18 protein-coding genes and 1 tRNA gene are annotated in these 21909 nt (G+C 72.0%); 15 read left to right on the top strand and 4 right to left on the bottom strand.

Going from position 1 to position 21909, the window contains the following annotated elements:
• Window positions 1-11 precede the first annotated feature (11 nt).
• The 9 genes from ACSC1Q_RS40440 (at window position 12) to ACSC1Q_RS40400 (ending at window position 12680) form a co-directional block, all read left to right on the top strand.
• Window positions 12-1922, top strand: coding sequence for a TIGR03960 family B12-binding radical SAM protein (locus tag ACSC1Q_RS40440; RefSeq protein ID WP_436764039.1), 1911 nt, complete (start codon window positions 12-14; stop codon window positions 1920-1922).
• Window positions 1923-2024: 102 nt separating this feature from the next.
• Window positions 2025-2804 carry a TIGR03936 family radical SAM-associated protein gene (locus tag ACSC1Q_RS40435; RefSeq protein WP_436764050.1) on the top strand — a complete coding sequence of 260 codons (780 nt, stop codon included), beginning with the start codon at window positions 2025-2027 and terminating at the stop codon, window positions 2802-2804.
• Between the two features lie 97 nt (window positions 2805-2901).
• A complete protein-coding gene (locus ACSC1Q_RS40430) occupies window positions 2902-5787 on the top strand; it encodes an Rne/Rng family ribonuclease (protein WP_436764038.1) in 2886 nt (961 codons plus the stop codon).
• Window positions 5788-5997: 210 nt separating this feature from the next.
• Entirely contained in the window at window positions 5998-6300 is a 303-nt protein-coding gene (rplU, locus tag ACSC1Q_RS40425) for a 50S ribosomal protein L21 (RefSeq protein WP_030924785.1), read from the top strand.
• Window positions 6301-6319: 19 nt separating this feature from the next.
• Window positions 6320-6577 carry a 50S ribosomal protein L27 gene (rpmA, locus tag ACSC1Q_RS40420; protein WP_030924780.1) on the top strand — a complete coding sequence of 86 codons (258 nt, stop codon included), beginning with the start codon at window positions 6320-6322 and terminating at the stop codon, window positions 6575-6577.
• A 117-nt stretch (window positions 6578-6694) separates the two neighbouring features.
• Window positions 6695-8044 (top strand): GTPase ObgE, encoded by a 1350-nt coding sequence (obgE, locus tag ACSC1Q_RS40415; protein ID WP_436764037.1) that lies wholly within the window; start codon window positions 6695-6697, stop codon window positions 8042-8044.
• Between the two features lie 68 nt (window positions 8045-8112).
• Window positions 8113-9237 carry a glutamate 5-kinase gene (gene proB / locus ACSC1Q_RS40410; RefSeq protein WP_436764036.1) on the top strand — a complete coding sequence of 375 codons (1125 nt, stop codon included), beginning with the start codon at window positions 8113-8115 and terminating at the stop codon, window positions 9235-9237.
• A gap of 17 nt (window positions 9238-9254) precedes the next feature.
• Window positions 9255-10523, top strand: coding sequence for a glutamate-5-semialdehyde dehydrogenase (locus ACSC1Q_RS40405; protein WP_436764035.1), 1269 nt, complete (start codon window positions 9255-9257; stop codon window positions 10521-10523).
• A gap of 201 nt (window positions 10524-10724) precedes the next feature.
• Complete coding sequence (locus tag ACSC1Q_RS40400) at window positions 10725-12680, top strand: serine/threonine-protein kinase (protein ID WP_436764034.1); 1956 nt, start codon at window positions 10725-10727, stop codon at window positions 12678-12680.
• A 41-nt stretch (window positions 12681-12721) separates the two neighbouring features.
• On the opposite strand, the gene ACSC1Q_RS40395 is transcribed toward ACSC1Q_RS40400, so the two are convergent.
• Both ACSC1Q_RS40395 and ACSC1Q_RS40390 read right to left on the bottom strand, forming a co-directional pair.
• On the bottom strand, window positions 12722-13501 hold the full coding sequence (locus tag ACSC1Q_RS40395) for a neutral zinc metallopeptidase (protein ID WP_436764033.1): 780 nt from the start codon (window positions 13499-13501) through the stop codon (window positions 12722-12724).
• A 93-nt stretch (window positions 13502-13594) separates the two neighbouring features.
• Window positions 13595-14620, bottom strand: coding sequence for a M48 family metallopeptidase (locus ACSC1Q_RS40390; protein WP_436764032.1), 1026 nt, complete (start codon window positions 14618-14620; stop codon window positions 13595-13597).
• Between the two features lie 74 nt (window positions 14621-14694).
• Here ACSC1Q_RS40390 and nadD point away from each other — a divergent pair, with 74 nt between their 5' ends.
• The 6 genes from nadD (at window position 14695) to ACSC1Q_RS40360 (ending at window position 20143) form a co-directional block, all read left to right on the top strand.
• Window positions 14695-15315, top strand: coding sequence for a nicotinate-nucleotide adenylyltransferase (gene nadD / locus ACSC1Q_RS40385; RefSeq protein WP_436764031.1), 621 nt, complete (start codon window positions 14695-14697; stop codon window positions 15313-15315).
• A gap of 169 nt (window positions 15316-15484) precedes the next feature.
• Entirely contained in the window at window positions 15485-16042 is a 558-nt protein-coding gene (locus ACSC1Q_RS40380; RefSeq protein WP_436764030.1) for an SMI1/KNR4 family protein, read from the top strand.
• Between the two features lie 360 nt (window positions 16043-16402).
• The gene (gene rsfS / locus ACSC1Q_RS40375; RefSeq protein ID WP_436764029.1) at window positions 16403-16810 is read left to right on the top strand and encodes a ribosome silencing factor; all 408 of its coding nucleotides are present in this window, start codon (window positions 16403-16405) and stop codon (window positions 16808-16810) included.
• On the top strand, window positions 16807-17460 hold the full coding sequence (locus tag ACSC1Q_RS40370; protein ID WP_436764028.1) for a histidine phosphatase family protein: 654 nt from the start codon (window positions 16807-16809) through the stop codon (window positions 17458-17460). Before rsfS ends, ACSC1Q_RS40370 begins: the two co-directional genes overlap by 4 nt.
• A gap of 126 nt (window positions 17461-17586) precedes the next feature.
• Window positions 17587-17659 (top strand) — tRNA-Ala (locus tag ACSC1Q_RS40365).
• A gap of 360 nt (window positions 17660-18019) precedes the next feature.
• Complete coding sequence (locus ACSC1Q_RS40360; protein ID WP_436764027.1) at window positions 18020-20143, top strand: WD40 repeat domain-containing serine/threonine protein kinase; 2124 nt, start codon at window positions 18020-18022, stop codon at window positions 20141-20143.
• 46 nt (window positions 20144-20189) lie between these two features.
• On the opposite strand, the gene ACSC1Q_RS40355 is transcribed toward ACSC1Q_RS40360, so the two are convergent.
• Both ACSC1Q_RS40355 and ACSC1Q_RS40350 read right to left on the bottom strand, forming a co-directional pair.
• Complete coding sequence (locus ACSC1Q_RS40355) at window positions 20190-20897, bottom strand: class F sortase (protein ID WP_436764026.1); 708 nt, start codon at window positions 20895-20897, stop codon at window positions 20190-20192.
• Window position 20898: 1 nt separating this feature from the next.
• The gene (locus ACSC1Q_RS40350) at window positions 20899-21870 is read right to left on the bottom strand and encodes a DUF4397 domain-containing protein (RefSeq protein ID WP_436764025.1); all 972 of its coding nucleotides are present in this window, start codon (window positions 21868-21870) and stop codon (window positions 20899-20901) included.
• Window positions 21871-21909 lie beyond the last annotated feature (39 nt).

Raw genomic sequence — 21909 nt, 5'->3', positions numbered from 1 at the left:
TTCTTGGTGGCATGTCTGTCGAGTCGCTGTTTCCCCGCCTGGAAGCGCTCCTGCCCAGGGTGCAGAAGCCGATCCAGTACGTCGGAGGTGAGCTCAACTCGACCGTCAAGGACTGGGACGAGACCACGGTCCGCTGGGCGCTGATGTATCCGGACGCCTACGAGGTCGGCCTGCCCAACCAGGGCGTCCAGATCCTCTACGAGATCCTCAACGAGCTGCCGGAGACGCTGGCCGAGCGGACCTACGCGGTCTGGCCCGACCTGGAGGCGCTCATGCGCTCCGAGGGCGTGCCCCAGTTCACGGTCGACGCGCACCGGCCCGTACGGGCGTTCGACGTGCTCGGACTCTCCTTCTCGACCGAGCTCGGCTACACCAACATGCTGACCGCGCTGGATCTGGCGGGCATCCCGCTGGAGGCGGCCGACCGGGGCGAGGACGACCCGATCGTGCTGGCCGGCGGTCACGCGGCGTTCAACCCCGAGCCGATCGCCGACTTCCTCGACGCCGCCGTGCTGGGCGACGGGGAGCAGATCGCCATCGCGATCACCGAGGTCATCCGCGAGTGGAAGGCCGAGGACCGGCCCGGCGGGCGCGACGGGCTGCTGATGCGGCTGGCCGAGTCCGGCGGGGTCTACGTGCCGAAGTTCTACGACGTCGACTACCACGCCGACGGCCGGATCCAGCGCGTCGCGCCCAACAGGTCGGGCGTGCCGTGGCGGATCCACAAGCACACCGTGATGGACCTGGACGAGTGGCCGTACCCCAAGAAGCCGCTGGTCCCGCTCGCCGAGACCGTGCACGAGCGGTTCAGCGTGGAGATCTTCCGCGGGTGCACCCGGGGGTGCCGGTTCTGCCAGGCAGGCATGATCACCCGTCCGGTGCGCGAGCGCTCGATCACCACGATCGGCGACATGGTCGAGGCGGGGGTCAAGGCGTCCGGCTTCAACGAGGTCGGCCTGCTGTCGCTCTCCTCGGCCGACCACTCCGAGATCGGCGAGGTCGCCAAGGGGCTCGCCGACCGCTACGAGGGCACCAACACCTCCCTGTCGCTGCCCTCGACCCGGGTCGACGCCTTCAACATCGACCTGGCCAACGAGTTCTCCCGCAACGGGCGCCGCTCCGGCCTGACGTTCGCCCCCGAGGGCGGCTCCGAGCGGATGCGCAAGGTGATCAACAAGATGGTCACCGAGGAAGACCTGATCAGGACCGTCAGCACCGCGTACACCCAGGGCTGGCGGCAGGTGAAGCTCTACTTCATGTGCGGCCTGCCCACCGAGGAGGACGCCGACGTCCAGGGCATCGCCGACCTGGCCAAGAAGGTCATCAAGGCGGGCCGCGAGGCCACCGGGTCGCGCGACGTGCGCTGCACGGTCTCCATCGGCGGTTTCGTGCCCAAACCGCACACCCCGTTCCAGTGGGCCGGTCAGGCCGACCACGAGACGGTCGACCGCAGGCTCAAGGCCCTGAAGGAGGCCCTGCGCGGCGACCGTGACTACGGCCGCGCCATCGGCCTGCGCTACCACGACGGCAAGCCCTCGATCGTGGAGGGCCTGCTCTCCCGGGGGGACCGCAGGGTCGGCGAGGTCATCCGCGCGGTGTGGGCGGAGGGCGGCCGGTTCGACGGCTGGAGCGAGCACTTCTCCTACCAGCGCTGGATGGACGCCGCCGCCGAGGTCGGCCTCGACGTCGACTGGTACACCACGCGCGAGCGCGAGGAGAACGAGGTCCTGCCCTGGGACCACCTCGACGCCGGTCTCGACCGCGAGTGGCTCTGGCAGGACTGGCAGGACGCGGTCAACGACGTCGAGGTCGAGGACTGCAGGTGGACCCCGTGTTACGACTGCGGCGTCTGCCCCACCATGGGGACCGAGATCCAGATCGGGCCCACCGGGAAGAAGCTGCTGCCACTGACGGTTGTCTGAGGTGGGCGGTGCGTGAGCACCGCTCTCCGGAAACGACGACCACGACTTGGGAAGGACGACACCACCCTGAAACCCGCTCCCGACGGGCCGCCGCCCGCGCCCGTGGTGCAGCGCCTGCGCGCGCGCTACGCCAAGCGCGGCCGCCTGCGCTTCACCAGTCACCGCGACATCACCCGGGCCCTCGAACGGGCGGTCCGGAGAGCCGACGTCCCGGTGGCGTTCAGCGCGGGCTTCTCGCCCCACCCGAAGATCTCCTACGTGGGAGCGGCCGCCCCCACCGGGGTCGCCAGCGAGGCCGAGTACTTCGAGATCAGCGTGACGCGCGAGTGTGACCCGGAGCGGCTGCGAGCCGCCCTGGACGCCTCGCTGCCGCCCGGTCTCGACGTGCTCGACGTCGTCGAGGCGGGCTCCGCGAGCCTGGCCGACCGGATGGAGTGCTCGGCGTGGGAGCTGCGGCTGCCGGGAGCCGATCTCGCCCTCGCCGAGGTCGCGGTGGAGAAATTCCTCGCCGCGGACCACATCGAGGTCGAACGCCTTACGAAGAAGGGGATGCGACGCTTCGACGCACGTGAAGCGGTGCTGAGCCTCGGGGTATTTGAGGGAACCGAGACAACAGCAGGTCAGGCGTCCAGTCAGCCATGTGTCATACTTCGCATGGTTGTACGGCACGAAACTCCTGCCGTTCGACCCGACGACGTTCTCACTGGACTGCGTCTTGTGGCTGACTTCGCGCCGCCGGTGCCCCCCGAGGTAACCAGGCTGGCGCAGGGCCCGCTGGACGTTCACACCGGTGAGCCCGCCGATCCGTTCGGCCTGGACCGCGACATCACGCGCGGCGGCGAAGCGGAACCGGTGGGCAGGCACGTCGGCGGCGACATATAGGACTTGGCGCCGGGCCCCAGGCCTGGCGGACAGTGAGAGACGAGAGCTCCCGCGCGGCGCGGAGACGCGCCCGGGAGCTGAACGGGAGAGCGCCCGCATGCTCGACAACGAGCCCAACGCCGGGGTCAACAGCCCTGGCGGGGATACGACAACAGAAGACACCCGGCCACCGGTGACGCGCCGCAGGGCCGCGAGCCGGCCCGCGGGACCTCCGCCGGAGCCGCCGGAGCCGGCCCCAGTGGTCACGGCCTCGCCCGCGCCGGTCGCGGCGCCCGTGGCCTCCCCGGCTTTCGAGGCTTCCACGGTGGAGCCCGCGGCCGGAGCGCCGGAGGCCGAGGCGGAGCCCGTGGCGGCCCCCAAGCGCACCCGTGCGCGCAAGACGGCCGTGGCCGACGGTACGACCACCACCACGCGGCGTAGCCGTGCGAAGAAGCCGGTCGCCGAGCCGGCCGAGGCCGAGATCGCGGCGCCCGCGGAGGCCGCGACGCCTGTGGCGCCCGTGGTTCCCCCGGCGGTGCCCGCCGTGCCGGACCCCTTCGCCATCCCCCAGCCCTTCGCCGGGACCGGAGCCGAGGCCGGGTCCGGGCTCGCGGAGCCCGCGCCCCAGGAGGCGCCCGCCGCTCCGGCCAAGCGCACCCGTACGCGCAAGAAGGCCGCCCCGCGTGAGGCGCCGCCGGTCGAGGCCGAGCCGAGTGTCCCCGAGGTGTCCTCCGTCGAGGCCGTCGAGGCCGTCGAGGCCGTCGAGGCGGAGGAGGTCGAGGCGGAGCTGCTGCCCGCCGAGGAGCCGCTCGACGACGAGCCCGCGGGCGAGGACATCGTCGAGGAGCGGCCCGTCCTGTTCGCCGACCCCTTCGGGCTGGCCGGTCAGGAACGTTCCGAGGTGCCCTCGGTGACCTTCCAGGCGCCCGCCGCGGTGTTTCAGCCGCTGTTCCAGGCCCCCGACCCGCAGCGGGCCGCTCAGCCCGCCGCCCGTCCCGCGCCGGCGCAGCCCGCCGTTCAAGAGCCCGAGCCCGCCGAGCCGAAGGCCGACCGGGTCGACAGGACCGACAAGATCGACAGGGCCGAGAAGGCCGAGCTCGCCGAGGAGATCGAGGACGACGACTCCGACGGCGACGACGACGCCAGCGGTCGCCGGCGCCGGCGCCGCAGGGGCGGCCGGGGCCGTGGCAAGGCGCGTGACCTCGACGAGTCCGAGGAGACCGAGGCCGAGCAGGACGACGAGGAGCGGCCGGAGGCCGAGCAGGACGACGACTCCGAGAGCGGCAGCTCGCGCCGGCGCCGTCGCAGGCGGCGCAGGGGCACCGACGAGCCCGGCGACGTCCCGGACGACCCGCCGAACACGGTGGTGCGCATCCGCGCGCCCCGCGCCGGGCGCAGCACCTCGGTGGACGAGGTGCAGAGCGTGCGCGGCTCGACCCGCCTGGAGGCCAAGAAGCAGCGCCGCCGCGAGGGCCGCGAGCTCGGCCGCAGGCGTCCGCCGATCATCACCGAGTCGGAGTTCCTGGCCCGCAGGGAGTCCGTCGAGCGCATGATGGTGGTCCGCCGCACCGGCGGGCGCACCCAGATCGCGGTGCTGGAGGACGGCGTCCTCGTCGAGCACTACGTCAACCGCGAGGCGAGCCAGTCGTACGTGGGCAACGTCTACCTCGGCAAGGTGCAGAACGTGCTGCCGAGCATGGAGGCGGCGTTCGTCGACATCGGCAAGGGGCGCAACGCGGTCCTGTACGCCGGTGAGGTCAACTTCGACACCGCCGGGCTGGAAGGACAGCCCAAGCGGATCGAGGTGGCGCTGAAGTCGGGCCAGTCGGTGCTGGTGCAGGTCACCAAGGACCCGATGGGCCACAAGGGCGCCCGCCTGACGAGCCAGATCAGCCTGCCCGGCCGCTACCTGGTCTACGTGCCCGACGGCTCGATGACCGGCATCAGCCGTAAGCTCCCCGACAAGGAGCGCACCCGTCTCAAGAGCATCCTGAAGAAGGTCATGCCGGAGAACGCGGGGGTCATCGTCCGTACGGCCGCCGAGGGCGCCTCCGAGGACGAGCTGGCCCGCGACGTGGCCCGGCTGTCGGCGCAGTGGGAGAACATCCAGCGCAAGGCCAAGTCGGCGAGCGCGCCCGAGCTGCTCTCCTCCGAGCCCGACCTGACCGTCCGGGTGGTCCGCGACGTGTTCAACGAGGACTTCGCCTCGCTGGTCGTCGCGGGCGACGTGTGGGAGACGGTCGACGAGTACGTCCGCTACGTCGCCCCGCACCTGGCCGACCGCCTCAGCAGGTGGGAGGAGGGTGGCGACGTCTTCGCGGCGTACCGGATCGACGAGCAGATCGCCAAGGCGATGGAGCGCAAGGTCTGGCTGCCCAGCGGCGGCTCGCTGGTGATCGACAGGACCGAGGCCATGACCGTGGTCGACGTCAACACCGGCAAGTTCACCGGCCAGGGCGGCAACCTGGAGGAGACCGTCACCCGCAACAACCTGGAGGCGGCCGAGGAGATCGTCCGCCAGCTCAGGTTGCGCGACATCGGCGGCATCATCGTGATCGACTTCATCGACATGGTGCTGGAGAACAACCGCGACCTGGTGCTGCGGCGGCTGCTGGAGTGCCTGGCCCGCGACCGTACCAAGCACCAGGTGGCCGAGGTGACCTCGCTGGGCCTGGTGCAGATGACGCGCAAGCGGGTCGGTCAGGGCCTCCTGGAGGCCTTCTCGACCACCTGCGAGTGCTGCAACGGCCGTGGCCTGCACGTCTCGTCCGAGCCGGTCGAGGGCAAGCCCGAGCCGCGCGGCACCCAGGGCAAGATGGCCGTGGAGAAGGCCGTCGCGGAGAAGCTCGGCAAGGACGGTAACCACGCGGTGGCGGCCGGTGACCAGTCCGGCCGTGATACGGTGACCGATGCGCTTGACGGCGTCCAGCACGAGGACGGTCAGGCAGCGCAGGCTTCTGGCCGGGGGCGGAGACGCTCCCGCAAGGCCAGGCCGGCCGACTAGACCCCCGTCCCCGCACAGGGACGGGGCCGAAGGCCGGCACCCCCGACGTTCCGCCCGGTTCGACCAGGACACCGTCAATCCGGTACCCTGGTGAACCGGTGCGCTCATGGCGCGCCCTGTTCGCGCGCCTACCCGGTACGTCATCAATGACCACAGCCGGATGCGGGGCGCAGCATCCAGCGAGCAAGCAGTCAGAAGAAGGGTTCCGCGGTGTACGCGATCGTTCGTTGCGGCGGCAGGCAGCAGAAGGTCTCCGTCGGTGACGTCCTTGAAGTGGACAAGGTCGCCGGCGAGGTCGGTTCCACGGTTTCGCTGCCGACGGTCCTCGTCGTCAACGACGGCGACGTGACCACCGAGGCGGGCAAGTTCACGGTTGCCGCCGAGATTCTCGGTGAGACCAAGGGTCCGAAGATCCGGATTCTGAAGTACAAGAACAAGTCGGGGTACAAGAAGCGCCAGGGTCACCGCCAGCGGTACACCCAGGTGAAGATCACCGGCATCGACCAGGCCTGAGTTTCGGGAGTTTTGCGAGATGGCACACAAGAAGGGCGCGTCGTCCACTCGGAACGGCCGCGACTCCAACGCCCAGCGGCTCGGTGTGAAGCGCTTCGGCGGTCAGCTGGTCAACGCCGGCGAGATCATCGTCCGTCAGCGCGGCACCCACTTCCACCCCGGCGACAACGTCGGCCGTGGCAGTGACGACACGCTGTTCGCGCTGGCCGCGGGCCACGTTCTGTTCGGTGTCAAGCGTGGGCGCCGCGCGGTGAGCATCGTCCCGGTCGCGGAGTAGATTCGCGCCGACAGACGTTGACGGCAGGGGTGGATCGCATACAGCGGTCCACCCCTGTTCGCGTTTTAAACAGAGGTTCCCGCAGAGGTTCCCGTAGATAGAGGTAGGAAAGTAGACATGCCGGACTTTGTGGACCAGGTGGTCCTGCACATCAAGGCCGGTGACGGGGGAAACGGCTGTGCCTCTGTCCATCGGGAGAAGTTCAAGCCGCTGGGGGGCCCGGACGGGGGCAACGGCGGCCGGGGCGGTGACGTGATCCTGGAGGTCGACGCCAACACGGCGACCCTCCTGGAGTACCACCGCCGCCCGCACCGCAAGGCCGACAACGGCAAGCAGGGGCAGGGCGCCAACCGCGACGGCGCCAACGGCGGCGACATCGTCATCCCGGTGCCCGACGGCACCGTGGTCAAGAACGCCGACACCGGCGAGGTCCTGATCGACCTGATCGGCGCGGGCACCCGCTACGTGATCGCCGAGGGCGGGCACGGCGGGCTCGGCAACGCCGCCCTGGCCTCCGCCAAGCGCAAGGCCCCCGGCTTCGCGCTGCTCGGCGAGCCCGGCGACGAGATCGACGTCATGCTGGAGATGAAGAGCGTCGCCGACGTGGCGCTCGTCGGCTTCCCCAGCGCGGGCAAGTCCTCCCTGATCGCCGCGCTCTCCGCGGCCCGCCCGAAGATCGCCGACTACCCGTTCACCACCCTGGTCCCCAACCTCGGGGTGGTCACCGCGGGCGAGACCGTCTTCACCGTCGCCGACGTGCCCGGCCTGATCCCGGGCGCCTCGCAGGGCAAGGGCCTGGGGCACGAGTTCCTGCGCCACGTCGAGCGCTGCAACACGCTCGTGCACGTGATCGACTGCGCCACGATGGAGCCGGGCCGCGACCCGATCAGCGACTACGAGGCCATCGAGGCCGAGCTGGCCGCGTACGGCAAGCTGGAGGACCGGCCGCGCCTGGCGGTGCTCAACAAGTCCGACGTGCCCGACGCCCGGGATCTGTCCGACATCGTGGGGCCGATGCTCCAGGAGCGGGGCCTGCGGGTCTTCACGATCTCCGCGGCTACCCACGACGGGCTCAAGGAGCTCACCTACGCCATGGGGGAGATGGTCGCCGCCGCCAGGGCCGCCGCTCCCGTCCTGGAGCCGACCCGCCTGGTCATCAGGCCCAAGCAGCACGGTGACACGGGGTTCGCGGTCCGCAGGGTCGACGAGCGCACCTTCCAGGTCACCGGGGTCAAGCCGGAGCGGTGGATCCGCCAGACCGACTTCACCAACGACGAGGCCGTGGGCTATCTGGCCGACCGGCTGGAGCGGCTCGGTGTCGAGGAGGAGCTCACCAAGGCCGGGGCGAAGGCCGGGGCCGAGGTGGTCATCGGGTCCATGGAGAACGGTTACATCTTCGACTGGCAGCCGACGCTCAACGCGGAGGCCGTGCGCCAGGGACCGCGCGGTTCCGACAACAGGCTCTAGCGCGACACCGTCGCGGGCGGTTCGAATAACCTGGTCTTCCAAGTGATCATCTTTGAGAGGTGCGTGTCGTGGACTCTGCGCGCGAACGGATCCGTACGGCTTCACGCCTCGTCGTGAAGGTGGGTTCGTCCTCGCTCACCACCCCGCAGGGAATGATCGACGTCGACCGGGTGGACGCCCTGGTCGACGTGCTCGGCGCCCGGCGGAAGGCGGGGACCCAGATCGTGCTGGTCTCCTCGGGGGCGATCGCGGCGGGTCTCGGCCCGCTGGGGCTGCCCGCCAGGCCGCGCGACCTCGCCACCCAGCAGGCCGCCGCCTCGGTCGGCCAGGGCGTGCTGGTGGCCCGCTACACCTCCTCCTTCGCCCGGTACGGCCTGCGGGTCGGCCAGGTGCTGCTCACCGCCGACGACATGATGCGCCGTTCGCACCACGTCAACGCCGAGCGCACGCTGGCCAGGCTGCTGGAGCTGGGCATCGTCCCGGTGGTCAACGAGAACGACACCGTGGCCACCGACGAGATCCGCTTCGGCGACAACGACCGGCTCGCCGCGCTGGTCGCCCATCTGACCCGGGCCGACGCGCTGGTGCTGCTGTCGGACGTGGACGCCCTCTACGACGGCGATCCCCGCCGCCCCGGCGCCCGCAGGCTCGCCGACGTACGCGGGCCCGAGGACCTCGTCGGGGTCGAGCTCGGCAAGGGCGGCGCGGTCGGCACCGGGGGCATGGTCACCAAGGTCCAGGCCGCCAAGATCGCCACGGGGGCGGGGGTGCCGGTGGTGCTGACCGCCGCCGCGCACGCCGCGCAGGCCCTCGCGGGGGTCGACGTCGGCACCTACTTCCACCCCGGCGGGCGCCACCCGGGCACCCGCCTGCTCTGGCTCGCCCACGCCACCACCGGCCGCGGCCGCCTCCACCTGGACCCCGGCGCCGTCGAGGCGGTGGTGAGCCGCCGCAAGTCGCTGCTCCCGGCCGGGGTCACCTCGGTCGAGGGCGAGTTCGCGGCGGGCGACCCGGTGGACCTGTGCGGGCCGCTCGGCCGGGTCGTCGCACGCGGCCTGGTCAACTTCGACGCGGGGGAGATCCCCGGGCTGCTCGGCCGCTCCACCCGGGAGCTGGCGGCCAGCCTGGGGCCGGAGTACGAGCGAGAGCTGATCCACCGCGACGACATCGTCATACTGGAATCCCACAACTAGTTCTTTTGGAGCGCGAGATGTCCGAGGACTTCCTGAAGGTTGCCCTGGCGGCGAAAGAGGCCGCCGCCGAGCTGGCCCCGCTGCCGAGGGCGCCGAAGGACGCCGCGCTCCGCGTGATGGCCGACGCGCTCGTGGCCGCGTCCGCCGAGATCGTCGCGGCCAACGCGCTCGACGTGGAGCGGGCCAGGGAGAGCGGGATCTCCGAGTACATGGTCGACCGCCTCCGTCTCGACGAGGCCAGGATCGAGGCGATCGCCGAGGCGGTCCGCCAGGTCGCCGACCTTCCCGACCCGGTCGGCGAGGTGATCCGGGGCAACACGCTGCCCAACGGGCTGGAGCTGCGCCAGCTGCGGGTCCCGCTCGGCGTGATCGGCATCATCTACGAGGGCCGCCCCAACGTGACCGTGGACGCCGCGGCGCTCTGCCTCAAGAGCGGCAACGCCACCCTGCTGCGCGGCTCGTCCAGCGCGTACGAGTCCAACACCGTCCTCGTCAGGATCATGCAGGAGGCGCTGGCGGGCACGCGGGTGCCCGCCGGGGCCGTCCAGCTGGTTCCCGGGCAGAGCCGCGACTCGGTGAAGGAGCTCATGCGGGCCCGCGGCCTGGTCGACGTGCTGATCCCGCGCGGCGGCGCCTCGCTGATCAACTCGGTGGTGGAGGAGTCCACCGTCCCGGTGATCGAGACCGGCGTGGGCAACTGCCACGTCTACGTCGACGCCGACGCCGACCAGGACCTCGCGATCCAGATCCTGATCAACTCCAAGGTCCAGCGGCCCTCGGTGTGCAACTCCGCAGAGACGCTCCTGGTGCACGCGGCCGTCGCCGACGCCTTCGTGCCGCGCGCGCTGGCGGCGCTGGCGGCGGAGGGCGTCACGGTGCACGGTGACGCGCGCGTCGCGGCGTACGGCGACGTGGTGCCCGCCGAGGAGGAGGACTTCCGGGTGGAGTACCTCTCGCTGGACATCGCCGCCGCCGTGGTCGACTCGCTGGAGGACGCGGTGGCGCACATCAGGAAGTACGGCTCGGCCCACACCGACGCGATCGTCACGCGCTCGGTGAGCGCCTCCCGCAGGTTCGTCGCGCTGGTCGACTCCGCGGCCGTGGCGGTCAACGCCTCGACCAGGTTCACCGACGGCGGCGAGTTCGGCTTCGGCGCGGAGATCGGCATCTCCACCCAGAAGCTGCACGCCCGCGGTCCGATGGGCCTGCCGGAGCTGACCTCGACCAAGTGGGTCTACACCGGTGAGGGCCACCTGCGCACGGCCGAGGGCACCGTCCTCGCCTAGCCCGAGGCCGCCGCCCGCTAGTTCCCGGTGGGGCGTCCCGGACTCCCGGATCTTTCGGGAGTCCGGCGTGCCGCCGGGAAAACGTCACACTCGCCCGCTATGGTGTGGTCTCCTATGGCTGGAGAGCAGGGAAGCGAGCGGGAGTGAGCGACCCGATAGGCGCAGCGGTCCCTGACCCATGTGGCCGACGCAGGAGGTCACGTGGGTCGTCTCGGGCGGGTCGGTCCCTACACGTTGCTGGAACGTCTCGGCCGTGGGGGAATGGGCGAGGTCTACCTCGCCTCCAGCCGCCGGGGTGACAACGTCGCGCTCAAGGTGCTCCACGACGTCCACGACGCCTCCTCCGAGGCCCGGGTGCGCCTGGAGCGGGAGGTCCGCGCCCTCCGCAGGGTGGAGAGCCCCTACGTCGCCCGCGTCGTCGACGCCGATCTCGACGGTGACCGGCCCTACCTGGTCATGGAGCACATCGAGGGAGACACCCTCCTGGAGCGGGTGCGCCGCACCGGTCCCCTGGAGGGCGCCGGCCTGCTCAGCGTCGCGCAGGGGCTCGCCGTCGCCCTGTCGATCATCCACGCGGCCGGGGTCGTGCACCGCGACCTCAAACCGGCCAACGTGGTGGTCGGCGGGGACGACGAGCCCGTCCTCATCGACTTCGGCATCGCCCACGTCCTGGACGCCACCCGGCTCACCCTGACCGGCACCTTCCTGGGCACCCCCGGCTACGCCGCCCCAGAGCTGTTCGCCGACGAGCACGTGGGCGAGCCCGCCGACGTGCACGCCTGGGCGGCCACCGTGGCCTTCGCCGCGACCGGCCGCCCCACCTTCGGCGGCGGCACCGTCGAGGCGCAGATGTACGCGATCCTCAACGGCCAGGCCGACCTTGAGGGGGTCCCGGCCGCCCTGCTGCCCCTGATCCGCGCCGCCCTCCACCGCGAGCCGGCCAAGCGCCCCACCGCGGCGCTCCTCACCGGCCGCCTGGGCCGGCTGGCCCGGGTGATCCCGGCCGAGGCGGGCGCGGTCAGGAAGCCGTCCGCTTCGGCGGGCTCGGCGGGCTCGGCGGGTTCCGCCGGTTCGGCCGGGAAGCAGAAGGGCCGCTCCAAGGCCGCCGCCAAGGGTGAGGATCCCGCCAGGGGCGGCAGGGCGGCCAGGGCGGAGTCCGGCGGCAGAGGAAGGCCGCCTGCCCCGGTGGACGGCGCGGTGCGGGCGCCCCGGCTCCCGGCCGGCGCGGACGGCACGCCGCGCGGCGGGCGGGCGGTGCCCGCCGGTGAGGCGGCCCGCGCGGCGCGGGCGCTCCCGGCGGGTGAGACGTCGCGCGGCGGGCGCTCGGCCTCCGCGGTCGGCGAGGCGTCCCGCGGCGGGCGCCCGGCCGCTGGAACAGGTGAGACACCTCGCGGTGGGCGCCCGGCCACCGTGACGGGCGAGACACCTCGTGGCGGGCGTCCGGTCTCCGCGACGGGGGAGACGCCTCGCGGACGTACGGCCGCCGCGGCCGGTGAGGCGTCCAGGACCGGCCGGGCCCCCGCGGCGGGTGAGACGTCGCGCGGGGGGCGACCGGCCGCCGCGGCCAGGGTCCGGCGCCAGGACGGCAAGGGGAGGGGCGGCGCGGCCGGGGAGCCCCGGGAAGGGGGCAGGGCGGGACCGCTGCCCGCGGGCAACGCGGCGCTGCTCCTGCTGGCCGTCCTGGCCGTCCCGTGCGTCGTGGCCACGGCCATCTGGCCGGCGGCCACCTTCGCCGTCACCGGGCTGTTCGCCACGCTCGCCCGTGCGCTGTGGGCCGGTCACTGGCTGGTCAGGAAGCGCAAGTCGGCCAGGACCCGGGTGATCCTGCGGGTGCTGGGCTTCCCGCTGACCTTCGTCGTCTCGCTGCTGACCGCCCTCGTGTGGCCGGGGCTGCCGGCGGCGGCCCTCGCCGGGTGCGCGCTCTGGCTCACCCTGGGCGGCTCGCTGCCGCCCGACTGGTGGACGCATCCCGCCCCGGTCGCCGTCGCCGGCGTCGTGTTCGGCGTCGTCTGCGGAGGCATCCTCGGCCGGGAGATCGAGCGGATCGGCACCGAGCTCGTCGAGCTCCGCAAGGAGGGCCTGCGCGCGCTGGCCGTGCTGGGCGGATTCGTCGCCCTCTGCTCCGCGGCCGTACGCGCGATCGCCCTCCTCGTGTAGACGCCCCCGGGAATCCTCCCGGGGGCGTCTACACGCGGAGGCTAGGCGACCTTGGCGGGTGTGGCGGTCCAGGTGTTGCAGGAGGCCGGGTCGCCGGTGGTGTAGCCGAGCTTCGTCCAGGCGGCGCGGCTGGTGCCCTTTCCGTAGACCCGGGGCTGACCCTTGGCGTCCCCGCTCTTCCTCAGGACGCGCAGCAGCTCGTTCCAGTCCCCGGTCTTCCGTCCGAGGGAGGACCAGACGCTCCGGATGAACACACCGCTCAGGCAGTCGTCCTGCAGGTTGGTGCGGCGGGTCTGCTCGTTCAGCTCGTTGTTGTTGGCGTACGGGGCGTCCTGGTAGGCCTTCTCGATGCCGGTGAGCCTCCCCAGATGCGTGGCGTACAGCACGCCCGTCGCGTGGAGCAGCGAGAGATCCTCGACATCGGAGAGCCAGTCCCGGCCGATCTGCATCATCATCGTCCGCGACCGGCTGCAGTAGTAGAGCTGTGAATCCTCCTTGCGATCCACTTTCTCACCGCAGTAGCGTGCGGGCGCCTTGTTGAGGACCTGGAGCCTGGGCTTGCCGAACGGCAGCTCCGCGGCCCTGAAGTGCGCTCCCCACGAGGCGTCCAGGCATTTGGCGACGCCCGCGATGTATCGCCTGACCAGCGTCCGGTTGTTGTTCCTGATCGGCGGTTCGGCGCACTTGGTCGCGGCGAGCTCGCCGGAGCTGTAGAGGGCGTTCTCCGTCAGGGCCGGGTCCTCGATCGGATAGGCGTTCGCCGTGCCCGTGAGAAACAGCCCGGCCGCCCCGGTCATAGCGATGATCATTCGAATTCTCATGGGGCACGATAATAGGGCAATATCAGCTTATATCCGACCTATATAAAAAAGGGCCCGGTGGCGGTTGCCGGGCCCTATTGGTAGAACTCTTCGTTAATTTCCATCGCGGCGGGAGAAGCGGTTGAAGATGCGCTCCCCGGCGTTGACGGCGCCTTCGGCCACGTCGCGCAGGACGCCGATGAACGGGTCCTGGGACTGCGACCAGGAGTCGCGGTAGGAGCGGGCGGCGGCCTTGATCTCCTCGGAGACCTTCGCGTTGGCGTCGTCGGCGCGGCGGGGGTAGTCGCCGGCGAGGATCGTGTCGTACTCGCCGCTGCGGCGCCACTTGTCGAGCTCGGCGACGCGGGAGACGGCGAACGGGTGGGTGGTGCCCAGCAGGTTGAGGACCTTGAGCAGGCCGTCGCGGACGTCGCCCGCCGTGTCGTACTCCCGTGCCTGGTCGAGGAAGGCCTCGATGTTCATCTCGTGCAGGCGCGAGCCGCCGGCGAGCTTCATCAGGGCGCGCAGGGCCGCGTCGGAGTCCTGGCCGCAGAGCAGGCCGCCACGGTCGGCGGAGAGCTCGGACTTGCGGTGCCACTCCTCCAGGCCGGCCACGATCGCGCGCAGGCCGATGTAGCCGAGCGGGATCCAGGCCACGCGGGTGGCCAGCCGGGTCAGGATGTCGAGCATGGTGCGGTAAACCGCGTGGCCCGACAGGATGTGGGCGGTCTCGTGGCCGATGACGAAGCGCTGCTCCTCCTCGTCCATTAGGTCGAGGAGGCCGGTGGTGACGACGATGAACGGGTCGTCGAAGCCGATCGCCTTCGCCTGCACCAGCGGGCTCTGCTGCACGTAGACCTCGGGAATGCGGTGGAGGTCGAGCGTGTAGGCCGCGTCGCGGCCCATGTCGTGCAGGGCTCTGAACTGGGTGTCGCTGGTCCGTACGGCCGAGGCGAGGTAGATCAGGCGCAGGCGGCGCTCGCTGACCAGGCCGGACATCTGCTTGAGCACCGTGTCGAACCCGCTGAGCGACCGGAGGGCGACCAGCGCGGACCGATCGGCGGGATGTTCGTAGGCGCGCGAGCTGATGCCGGGAAGCTGCACGCGATTGCGATCCGGGGTGGTGGTCATGTCCGGCATGCTACGTCGGGTATGCCTGCCCCGCGCGGGGGGTGGTTAAAAGCTGTGTACGGCTTGCACGTATGGTCCGTTTCATGATGAACGCGCCTACCGGCCGGGGAAAGCGACGTCTGGGCGTCATGGGCGGGACCTTCGATCCCATCCATCACGGTCACCTGGTCGCGGCCAGCGAGGTCGCCCACCACTTCGATCTCGACGAGGTGGTCTTCGTGCCGACGGGGAAGCCGTGGCAGAAGGCCGACAAGATCGTCTCCGCCGCCGAGGACCGCTATCTCATGACGGTCATCGCGACCGCCTCCAACCCCCGGTTCTCGGTGAGCCGCGTCGACATCGACCGTCCGGGGCCGACCTTCACCATCGACACACTCAGGGAGATCTCCGCCGCCTGGGGGCCCGACGTGGATCTCTACTTCATCACCGGAGCCGACGCCCTCGCCCAGATCCTGAGCTGGCGCGACGTGGACGAGCTGTTCACCATCGCGCATTTCGTGGGCGCCACCAGGCCCGGCCACGTCCTGCGCGACCCCGGCCTGCCGGAGGGCAAGGTGAGCCTGGTGGAGATCCCGGCGCTGGCCATCTCGTCGTCGGAGTGCCGCCAGCGGGTGGCCTCGGGGGAGCCGATCTGGTATCTCGTCCCCGACGGCATCGTCCAGTACATCAACAAGCGCGGCCTTTACGGTCACGCTCGGTCATGAGCGGGTAAAACGCCCTACCTCGTTCGCCGCCCGCAGAGGTTACCGGGGGTCACGCCGCCTGCCGCGCCGGTCCTTCGCGGGATGCCGGTGACGGGGCCGTCCCGGACCGGGAATTCGTCGACGGGCCTCGCCGGCGCGTGGTGATGACCATTGGCCGTATGAATACCGTATGAACACCGATCACGCCGGCCCCGCTGATCTCGCCGCTCTTCGTGCCGCCTTCGGCGGCGGCGCGTGTCGGCCGCCGCTGGGCCGGGACGCCGTGCGCGCCTTCGAGGTGGAGCACGGGATCGTCCTGCCGGAGCCGTACCGGACGTTCGTCGCCGAGATCTGTGACGGGTCCTCCTCGGGGCCGCCGGGTTACGGGCTCGTGCCGCCGGCCGATCTGCCCGATGACTGGGGGGACGACCGGCCGGGGCGGGTCCTGGCCCGGCCCTTTCCGCTGACGAGCATGTGGATGTGGGAAGAGGATCCTCGCCCTCGGGAGGAGATCGATCCCGTTCTCGAACGGGTCTTCGACCACGGCTCGATCGTCCTGGGCACCGACGGGTGCGGCATGTACTGGCACCTCGTCGTCAGCGGGCCGCACCGGGGGCATGTCTGGCAGATCAGCGGGGAGGGCGCCGTCCCCTTCGGCGCCGGGTTCGGTTTCACCACGGGGGAGCCCGGGTTCGCCGGATGGGCCGGGCACTGGGCCGCGGGCAGGCCCTGGTTCGATGCCGCCTGAGGGGAGGGGCTGGAGCGATAGATGGTGAAAAATCCTGTTAATCGCGATGATCTGCTGGAATGCCGCAGGCTAGAACGTGTTCCGATGAAATTCGCTATGATTTGGGAAGTTTGCGTGGGACGAGTATCCGCAGCTCACCCGGCTTGATCGTCGAACGGCCCGGCCGGTGCCCGTCCCACCGGAGATCCACAAGCGCGGTCCCGGCCGCGAAGACGCCCCTGATCAGGCCGCCAATTCGTTTGCGGCGCGGAATCGGGTGGCACACGATAGGCGTTGTTCAGAAGGCGGCTCTTCAACGAGCGCCGAATCGGGCACCCTGATAGGTGACAGCGCCGACTAGCAGGAGGACTGACCCACACCGTGACAGCAACCGACAGATCCGTCCAGCTCGTCAGGCTCGCCGCCGAGGCGGCGGCCGACAAACTGGCCGATGACATCCTTGCCTACGACGTGAGCGACCAGCTCGTCATCACCGACGCGTTCGTGCTCTGCTCCGCCACCAACGACCGCCAGGTCCGCGCCATCGTCGACGAGATCGAGGACCGGCTGCGGATCGAGGCCGACGCCAAGCCCGTCCGCCGCGAGGGCGAGCGCGAGGGCCGCTGGGTCCTGCTGGACTACATCGACATCGTCGTGCACGTCCAGCACGAGGAGGACCGCACCTTCTACGCGCTGGAGCGCCTGTGGAAGGACTGCCCCTCCATCTCGCTGCCCGACAGCGTGACCCAGGTCGCCGCCCAGCGCGCCCGCGGGGCGGTAGCTGAGTGAGTCGTCGCGTCGTCTGCCTCAGGCATGGCCAGACGCTGTGGAACGTCGAGCACCGCTTCCAGGGTCACAGCGACATCCCCCTCGACGAGACCGGGATCGCGCAGGCCGCCCGCGCGGCCTCGCTGCTCGCCGCGCTCCGCCCCACCATGATCGTTTCCTCCGATCTCCAGCGGGCCTTCGACACCGCCTCGGCGCTGGGCCGCGTCACCGGCCTGGACGTCACCGTCGACAAGGACCTGCGCGAGCGCGGCGGGGGCCGGTGGGAGGGGCTCACCCGGGAGGAGATCTCCGAGAGGTGGCCCCGTGAGTTCACCGCCTGGGAGGCCCCGGGCGGTGAGGCGGTCGGCGACGTCGCCGACCGGGTCTCCTCGGCCGTGCGCCGCTGGGCGGGGGAGATGGACTCCGACGGCCTGCTGGTCGTCGCCTCGCACGGGGCGGCGATCCGGCTCGGCATCGCCAAGCTAATGAACCTGCCGCAGGAGCTCTGGCCCGCCCTGGGCGGGCTCGGAAACTGCTCGTGGTCGGTGCTGGAGGAGGCGCGCAAGGGCTGGCGCCTGCTGGAGCACAACGCCGGGACCCTCCCCGAGCCGGTCAGCAGCGACGACAGCCCCGAGGCCACCGACGACGGCCCCGAGGCCGCCCGGGAGTGACCTTCGGGCGACGCGGCTTGCGCCCCGGTGGCGGGCGCGGGCCGGGCGGTCGTCGATTAGGTGAACACGCGGGTGTCCTTATATGCTTCCCGAGCGCCGCGACGAGAGCACTCGAAGCGGTGACCAGGGGCTATGGCGCAGCTGGTAGCGCGCCTCCATGGCATGGAGGAGGTCTGGGGTTCGAATCCCCATAGCTCCACACCCGACCCGCCCCTGACCCGCGCTACGGCGCCAGTCAGGGGCGGTTCTCTTTTGCCCGGACCCCCGGTTCTCCTTTGCCCGGCCCCTCGGGGTCTCGTTGCCCGGCCCCCGGGTTCTCTTTTGCCCGGCCCCCGGGTTCTCTTTTGCCCGGCCCCTCCGGGTCTCTTTGTCCGGGCACCCCGGTTCCTCTCTGCCCGGACCCTCCGGGTTCTCGTTGTCCGGGCCCCCGGGCCGGGAACGGTCCCACTGGTGCCGGGCCGTAGGCTGGGGCGATCGGCCGGTGGTCCCGCGCTCCCCTCCGAGGACGTCCGCGGGTCTCCCGCCGCCGAGCGTTCACGGGATCGCCGGGGAGGTCGAGGTGCCGGACAGCCGACCGCTGCGGCCGGGCGAGGTCGAGTCGATCGGCGAATACCGTCTCGTGGGGCTGCTCGGGGAGGGCGGCCAGGGCACGGTCTACCTGGGGGAGACCCCCTCGGGAGTCCCGGTGGCCGTCAAGGTGCTGCACGCGAGGCTGGTGGCCGACGCCGGTGCCCGGACGCGGTTCCTGCGGGAGGTCGAGCTGGCCCGGCGGGTCGCGGAGTTCTGCACGGCCCGGGTGCTCGACGCCGACGTGACCCACGACCGCCCGTACATCGTCAGCGAGTTCGTCCGGGGTGAGTCGCTGGAGGAGCTGGTGCGCAGGGAGGGGCCCCGCGACCGCGGCGCGCTCGACCGGCTCGCCGTCGGGACCGCCGCCGCGCTGGCGGCGATCCACCGGGCGGGCATCGTGCACCGTGACCTGAAACCCAGCAACGTGCTGCTGGGCCCCGACGGCCCGCGGGTCATCGACTTCGGCATCGCCAGGATGGTGGACGTCGCGGCGACCCTGGCGAGCGAGGTACAGGGCACCCCCTCCTACATGTCACCCGAGCAACTGGAGGGATGGCGGCCGGGGCCGGCCTCCGACGTCTTCGGCTGGGCGGTGCTGATGACGTTCGCGGCGACCGGCCGCCCTGCGTTCGGCAACGACAGCATCCCCGCGGTGATGAACCGCATCATGAGCCGTGAGCCCGATCTCGACGGCGTTCCCGAGCGGCTGCGCGAGTTGCTGGCCACCTGCCTGGCCAAGGACCCGCGGCAACGCCCCACCTCCGATCAGGTGCTGTACGCGCTCATGGAGAGCGACGCGGAGGGCCTGCGGGCGTACGGGAGCGGTGAGCCGGGCGACACGCTGGAGACGACCGCGTCACCCCCTCCGGAACCGGGTACGCGCGAGGGCCTGACGTCCGTCGCGGGTCTGGAGGAGGGAGGCGCCCGGCCCGCAACGGGTACGCGCGATGACCTGCCACCCGCCACCGGCCCGGTGGTGGACGTCACCCGGGCCGCGCGGCCGACACGGGTCAGGGTGGTGATCGCGGGGGTGTCGCTGCTCCTGGCCGCGGCCGTCGTCGTGGTGCCGGTCGTGCTGCTCGGCCAGGAACGCGACACCCCCTCCGCGCCCCGGCCGGCGCCGGTGGCGGTCCTCGCCGTCGGCCCCCGCTTCGGCGCTCCCCTCGGCGGCCCGTTCACCGGTCACACCGCCGACGTGCTCGCCGTCGCCACCGCGACCGTGGACGGGCGCGCGGTGACCGTGTCCGCCGGGCGGGACAGTGTCGTCCGCGTCTCGGAGCCGGGGTCCCGCGAGCGGGCCGGGCGGTCCTTCAAGGTCGGCACCTCGTACGTGTCGTCGCTCACCGCGGGCGAGGTGGGCGGCCGGGCGGTGGTCGTCTGCGGGGGGCTCGGCGAGGGGCTCGGCGGCGGCCTCTGGGTCTGGGACCTCGCCAGGGGCGCCATGCTGGGACGCCCGTTCCGGGGGCACCGGGGTGACGTGCTGTCGGTCGTCCTCACCGAGCTGGACGGGCGGAGCGTCGTGGTCTCCGGGGGACACGGCGGGCTGCTCGTCTCGGACGCGGCGACCGGCAAGGAGGTCGACTCGCCGCTGCGCGGCAAGGACGGCGAGGTCACCTCGCTCGCGCGGGCCGAGCTGGACGGCCGTCCAGTGATCGTCGCCGCGGGGGCGGGCGACGCCGTGCGGGTGTGGGACCCGGCCGACGGCCGCCTCGTCGCGGGGCCGTACGCGAACGGCGGCGCGCCGATCACCGCTCTCACCGTCGGGTCGGTGGGGGGACGGCCGGTGATCCTCCACGGGGGCGACGCGACCGTGCGGGTGCGTGACCTGCGTACGGGGGCACCCGTCGGGAAGCCGTGGACCGGCCACACCGACAGGGTGGCGGCCCTGGCGGTCACGGAGCTGGACGGGAGTCCCGCGGTCGTCTCGGGCAGCTGGGACAGGACCGTGCGGGTGTGGGATCTCGCGACCGGCAGCCCTCTCGGGGCTCCGCTCACCGGATCCACCGGCTGGGTCACCTCCGTCGCGGTGACCCGGGTCGGCGACCGGCCGGTCGTGGTCGCGGGGGGCAACGACCGCGCGGTCAGGGCCTGGAGCCTGGATCCGCGCCGCTGACGGTCGGGGGGGATCGGACGGAGGTCCGCGGGGGTTTCGGTCGCCGTCAGGGTTTCAGGGAGGCGAAGACGATCACGTTGTCGGTGTAGTGGCCGCGCTCGCCGTCGAACCGCCCGCCGCAGGTGATGAGCCGGAGCTGGGCGTCGGGGGTCGCGCCGTAGACGTCGCCGGTGGGGAAGTCGGCCTTGGCCGCCGTACGCACCGTGTCGACCTCGAAGCGGACCCGCGTGCCGTCCGCACGGTCGATGTGGATCTCGTCTCCCCCGCGCAGCCGCCGGAGTCCGGCGAAGACGGCGGGGCCGCTCTCGCTGTCGACGTGGCCCGCGATGACCGCCGGTCCCGTGTCGCCCGGCCGCACCCCGGACGCGTACCAGCCCGCCCGGTCGAAGGCGCGGGGCGGGGTCAGTTCCCCGCCCGGCCCGATGAGCAGCCGCTCCAGGTCGCTTCGGACGCCGAGGGCCGGGATGGTGAGGAGGGCGGGCTCGGCGTGCCGCGCGCCGGGCGAGGGCGTGGGCGGTACCGCGACCTGGCCGGGTACCGCCGACCACACGGGGCCGGGCGTGGTCGCGCCACTCGTGCCGGGGGCCGGTGAGGGCGAGGCGGTGTCGGAGCCCCCGCCCGGAGCGGCCGGACCGGTCGAGGCGGCACGGGTGGCGGCGGCCTGGGGCCCGGGGGTGGCGGCGGGCGCCTTCCCGCACCCGCCCACCAGGAGCCAGGCGCACAGGAGGGGGGCGAGCGCCCTGGAGACCTCCACGTCAGCGTGAGCCGTACCGGGAACGCTCCACCGGCCGGTCGCCGCCGGAGAGGGCGGGAGGAACGGAGGGGGCGGGGGTGCGGCGGCGTACCGTGACCGCGGTTCCGGCGATGAGGGCGGCGAGGACGGCGACGGCGAGGATCGTCCCGGGAGAACCGGTGCCGGTGTTCGCGGTGTCGGCGTTCGGCGCGCCGGCCGGTGCGGTGCCGATGTTCGACGCGCCCGCGGGTGCGGTGGTGGCGAGGCCGCCGAGGCCGGTGTCGACGCCGCCCTCGGGGGTGATGCCCGGTCCCGCGGCGTCGCGTACGTCCAGCAGGGTCAGGCCGGCCTCGCCGTCGAGGACGACGACCGTGTGGACGGCGCCCGGCGCCAGGCTCAGCTTCGAGGTGGCCGATTCGCCGGAGGCGCCCCTGGCCGTGACGGTGCGCTCGCCGGGCGGGAGCACGAGGTGGCCGGAGGCCGCGCCGAAGCGGAGCCTGGACGCCACGGTGCCGTCTCCCACCCCCAGCCGCAGCGACCGCGTCTTCAGCGAGGCGGCGACGAACCGGAGCCCGGCCCGCTGGGAGGGCACGTCGGCGGTGTCCGGCAGCACCGAGAGCCTGATGCTCTTGAACGGGCCGGTGCCCGCGACGGTGTAGGCGCGGCCCGTTACGACCCGCACGTTGGTGGAGAGCACCGGGGGCGCCGAGGACTCCGCCCCCGCGGCGCGCATGGCCACGGTGTACTGGCCGGGAGCGAGCTTCTGGTAGGGCGACAGGGCCCCGTACGGGACGTGCTTGAGGACCAGCCGCGCCTTCTCGCCGCCGAAGTCGTAGAGGTAGACGTCCACGGCGGGAGTGTCGGGGGAGAAGTGCGCCAGCCGCACGTACCCGTCGGCGGCCGTGGCCCCGGGGGGCGCGGCGGCGGCGGGAGGCGTGGCGCACAGGGCGATCAGGGCAGTGAGGGGAAGCGTCAGCAGACGCGTGAACTTCATCGCTGTTGTCTCCAGGAGACTCGGGGGACCCAGGGGAAC

The organism is Streptosporangium heterodermiicola (assembly GCF_051390675.1).
GTDB lineage: Bacteria > Actinomycetota > Actinomycetes > Streptosporangiales > Streptosporangiaceae > Streptosporangium.
This window is presented reverse-complemented; position numbering and strand designations above follow the sequence as displayed.